Raw genomic sequence first — 5,553 nt, forward strand, 5'->3', positions numbered from 1 at the left:
GTTAAAATGCTGTGCTGCTTTTCGCACAGACATTTCATCTCGAATCATAATTTCTATGACTTTGTCTTTAAAATCTTTTGAATATCCCATATCTCTATTGTTCTATAGTTTTTAGGATTTGGCTATAGCTCTACTCGTCACCAAATTGTATTGACCTTTCAATAAGCTGAATAACGTTTCTATTTTATTACGTTGTTTTAAGTGATATGCATCTGATGTACAGAGTTGAACAGACCGCATGTTCTTTCGATGATAAGTAATTAAATCAATATCTTGTTCTTTTAATCTGTTTTTTAAATTCTGGCTGATATAACCACGATCCGCGTAAAGCTTTGCTTCAGAGACGATGGCTTTGCTTAAGGAATTGCCAATAAGTTGCTTCAAATTTAAGAAAGAAATCATCAATTACGCAAAATAATTCGGTACTATTAAACATGAGGACTAGAGTTGTGAGTTTGGTGTGGTAACTCAACTGATGGCTCTAGTCCTCATATTTTTCAAGTCAATTTCTTATCCGCGATTCGGGTTAAGTAATATCTGAGGTTTACAATCTTTATATTTATTATAAATCTTATTGCTATACCCATAAAAATTGCCCCATGAATGGAGCAATTTTTTAGATCACCATAGCGGTTTAACCAATGATGATTTGATTATTTTCTAATAATTCCTGCAAAGTCGTATTAGTATTATTTAAAACCAATAACTCTTGATAACTTGGCGTACCATCAACATCACCATTGCGATCAATTGATATCGTAGTTTTACCATCTACAGAATTGACAGAAATAAATTTACCAACCGTCGATGCATTATCTGTATCCAGAATAGCCTGCGTTAAACCACTAAAGAAATCTGATGCAAATTTAATGGTATCTGCATTTGTATCATTTGATGGATTACCCAAATGAAAATCCGTCCAGGTATCAATGCCATGACCTGCTTTGGCATCGGCAGCAGCCAAAACATTATAGATTAAAGTATCGTTACCTGTGGTCCCTGTACTAATAATATCATCACCTATTTTCGCAACGATGGTACTATTTGGATTTGTTACTACCACAGAAAAATCAAATGTAGAATTTTGAGTACTATTATCTTCCGTTTCCGTTGCTGTGACATTCATTGTCACCTGATAAGTATGATCCACTGTCACACCCACAGGCAATTGTAACTTCATGTCAGTGAATTCAACTATATTTGTATCTCCTGTTACCATAATTTCACCAGAAGAATTTGCTACCGAAGTTTTTCCAGAAATAATAGTACCATCTTTATTAACAGTTGAATAAGTTAATATAGTGCCTGCGGCAAGACCAGTCATAGTCATGGAAAGAATTTCTGAACCATCGCGATCTGTTAATGATGCTTCAATCTTATTCAGACTAATCTGATCTGTTTCTGCACCAGAATAACCATAAACTACACCATAATAACCATTCCCTGATCCATATTTATCCTCATTTGCTGTGTCATTAAACGGTTTTAAGGTCATAAAATCAGGCAGCTCTGCAATAATTTGATTATAGTCACTAAAATATTTTACAGCTTCTTCACCAATGTTATTGCCATCAGCATCTTTTAAAACATGTTTAAGCTGGAAATTATAATTACCTACTCCATCTGCATTATGCAAATACAGTTTAAACGTATAAAAACCTGTTTCTGAAGCTACAAAAGATGCATCTGCCGAGGTTACCCCAGACCAATTTACATGATAACTGGACTCATCCCCAATAATAATGGTGCCACTATCATCTGCCTTACCCGTATATTGATAAGTTTGACCTTTTTCCAAATATAGATAACCTGTAATAAATACAGCATTATATGTTGGCAAGTTAGTAGATACAAAGGACTCGGCATGCGTTACAGTTGCACCATTGATTGCTCTATTTTCATATAAATAATTCAATGCCTTAACCAGAGTATCATTGGTCGCGCCACTGCCACGACGTTCAAGTAAATTATATGTTGTACCATCAATAACAATTGATTTGATTCCAGTCCACGTATACATATTCATGGAAAATGACTCAACATCGTAATCCATAGTTTCCGTCGTTGTTGGCGTATCTGCTACAGCTGTTACAGTAATATTCTGTGTTACTTCCACACTATTACCGTATTGATCCTTCACCACAACCACAAAACTATCAACATCAGTTTCTGAATCTGAAGACCAGTTAGGCGCAGGAGTATAAGTAAAGTTACCAGTTACAGAATCCAGTACCACTGTACCACCATGCTGGGAGCCAGCACCGTCCTTAACGGTATAAGATAATGTATCTCCTGTAAGATCTACCCCCGTAATTTTTCCAGAAACAGCCACATCTTCATTAGTTGTTAAAGGAGTAGTAGAAGCTGTTGGAGCTGCATTCACCACGGCATCTTTCGTTGCCGGTGTTGCTGGATTACCTGCCTTATCACTTACATCTGCGCTAACAGTATAGCTTTGACCATCCTGTAAATTCAGTTGAGTGGTTTGTTGTGCTGTAAGGGAAATTGACCATGTTCCATCTGAACCAACGATGCCTGTAAAACTTGTTCCTTTAAGCTTTATCGTCACAGTCTGACCTTCTTCGGCACCAGATGTTGTCCCTTTAATCGTAAAGCCGTCTGTTTTTTCTGCCTGTGAAATAATTTCATCTTCAGCAACTGATGTAATTTCAATGGTCGGAGGAGTCACATCAACTGTAAATTTAAAGATAGGAGAGAATCCACCCAATACACCTGTCGCTTCATTATAAGTCGCCGCTTTAATGGTGACTTCACCGGGAGCTAGTGTACCCGTTGTGGTTACTTTATATAAATCAGAAACATTTGTCGTCCAACGATAATTGCCATTACCAGTTGATACTAGCTCTGCAACAGGAATAGAAATCCATTTACTGGTATTGTTATATAAATAAATTCTGACTTCATCAACCAGTGCCAGCTGCTCTGCTGTTAAGTTAATCGTACCAGTAATCTGACCTTGTTGATCATCAGTTACACCATTTGCATTAATCGTACCTTTAATTGCACCTACGTCATCTATATAGCCATCGACAACAGGTGTTGGCAAAACTAAAGTCGGATCAATGGTTTTATCATTACTTGTACCAGTGTTACCTGCTCTATCTGTAACATAGACAACAAACTGAGTATTTGTATCAACAACTGTTTTCACATCAGAATCTAATTGAATATTGATATTCAAATAGTTAGTTGAATCATACTGATTACCTACAACACCTTCGCCAGCGAAATGTTCTTTACCCTCTGCATCCTTATAAGTCACAATAACCTTATCACCTGTATTGGCATGTTTGGTACTGCTACTATCCCCATACACCAATGCACTAACCTTGCCAGAAGTTTCATCATAACTAACATTGGTCGCTTCAGGTGCTATAGTATCAACTACAAAAGTATATTTAGTTGATACCTCTCCAACTTTGCCTGTCACAGGATCAATAGCGCGCACCTGAATATAAATATTGTCATTATTTAATTGATCCGCCTCCCAGATATGTTCTAGTACAGCTTGTAACTCTGCTTCTGTAACGATCCAGTGACCATCAGTATCAACATTCACTTCCAGATATTTTGGATACGGCAAAGTACTTGGATTGTCGGAAGTATCCTGTTTATTAATATAGATACGGACTTTTTCCACACCAGATGCTACCGTTCCCTCTATACGACCAAGAGAGTCATTACTATAAATAGTAAATGTATTTCCATCACTGGCAATATTAGTTTCTGCACTTAATGAAGCAGTCGTTGCAGATATGCCAACCCAGCCTTCGGCATAACCATTCTCATTAATAGATACTTTAACTTCATACGCTTTTCCTAAACTATCAGTCACAGAAATAATATCAGTTAATGGAGCTTTCGTTAAATCAAGCGTACTTTGTAAATTAGTACTTAATTTATAAGTCCAGTTTCCATTTGCATCGATACTAAATGTACCATATGTAGTTGCCACATTACTCTGTTCGACGATAACGGCATTGGAATCCCAAGCAACAGTCACTTTGCTAGAGATGGAAACATCTGACAATACACCAAAAGTTGTTACTGTGTTTTGTACACTGTCAATATCATCATAATAATGCGTCACATTTGCTAGTGGAGCATCTACCACATAACTTGCAACCTCAGATGTTGCTGTATTATCCCCATGATCCCGTACAGTTGCTGTTGCCGTACCATCTAACAATTTTGCCGCTTGTTGTGCAGTTACAGTAGCAGACCATATACCATCGGCCTGTACAATACCTGTCACTGTAATTGCCTGACCATCAGACGTGTTGGCAAAAGTAACACTGACTTCTTGTCCTGCTTCTACTCCAGTACTCGTACCCGTTACTGTAAAAGGTTGTTTAGTCGATTTACTAAAATCAGCATCTATAGTATCGCTCCAAACCACATGCCAATCATTACCTACTGTGGTAATTGCTATAGTAGGCTTAACCAAATCTAATCCCGGTTGATATTCATTGACATCTGGTGTATTCGGATCATCTGGTGTATAGCCTGATAAATTGTTATAAGCATATATATTAGAATTATCAATATCTATTGTATGTGCTTCCACCGTGATAGCAGAACCATCAACAATCCCATCACTTTCTAACAATTGATAAGAATACGAGCCAGTTTCAGTTCCATTTACATAACTTAAATCGACAGTTCTGGTAATAGTAATTGATTCTCCTGACGTGTTCAGACCTGTAATTTTTAAAGTAATAATATTTGAACCTGCTATAACAAATTCTGTTGTACCTGTAATCAATCCATCAGAATTAATTGAAGTGGTAATTTCGCCTTGGGTGTTTTCAACATTCACCGTAATAACAGCTGTATCACTATTCCCGGCAGCATCTGTTGCTTTTATACCCAATGCGTAATATTTCTTATCATTCGGTAATGCTTCATAATCCAGCGTTTTACCTTCTGCTATAGTAATTTTACCTGTAATAGGATCAATAATAAAAATACCGTCTTCATTACCAGTAGTGATCTCATAGATTTTTACATCTTCATCATTACCTGTAGCATTATTATCAACATCATAAATTTCTGTACCAGATGCCACATTTTCTTTGAAAGTAACTGCATTTTCAACAACAACTGGTGCAGAGGTATCTACTGTATATGGACGGCTCGCATTCGCTGTTGCACTGTTGCCTGCCGCATCAGTAAAGGTCGCTACTGCACTGACTGTTGTACCTGCTGCCAATGCCTTGCCGGCAACGTCCAGTGTCCATGTACCTGCTGTAACATCAACTGTCGCATCATACGCTACACCATTCACCGTCACTTTTACTGTAGTGCTGGCTGCATCCGCAGGAATATTCACAGTACCTGTCACAGTCTGGGTCACAGTCGATTCTGCATTGTTAATTACATCATCACCTGCAATCACATCAATCGTAACTGCATTTTCAACAACAACTGGTGCAGAGGTATCTACTGTATATGGACGGCTCGCATTCGCTGTTGCACTGTTGCCTGCCGCATCAGTAAAGGTCGCTACTGCACTGACTGTTGTACCTGCTG

The 5,553-nt window shown here is 37.8% G+C and carries 1 protein-coding gene and 1 pseudogene; both read right to left on the bottom strand.

The genetic code is table 11. The annotated features are described in order from the left end of the window. Positions 1-126 precede the first annotated feature (126 nt). Positions 127-339, bottom strand: a pseudogene (locus FTU83_RS16720) (transposase); the annotation flags it as partial. A 295-nt stretch (positions 340-634) separates the two neighbouring features. After that, positions 635-5,553, bottom strand: a 4,919-nt coding sequence (locus tag FTU83_RS16725) for an Ig-like domain-containing protein (RefSeq protein ID WP_180124338.1), incomplete at its 5' end; no start/stop codon positions are given.

This window comes from Acinetobacter sp. YH12152 (assembly GCF_013418285.1).
Classification (GTDB): Bacteria; Pseudomonadota; Gammaproteobacteria; order Pseudomonadales; family Moraxellaceae; genus Acinetobacter; species Acinetobacter amyesii.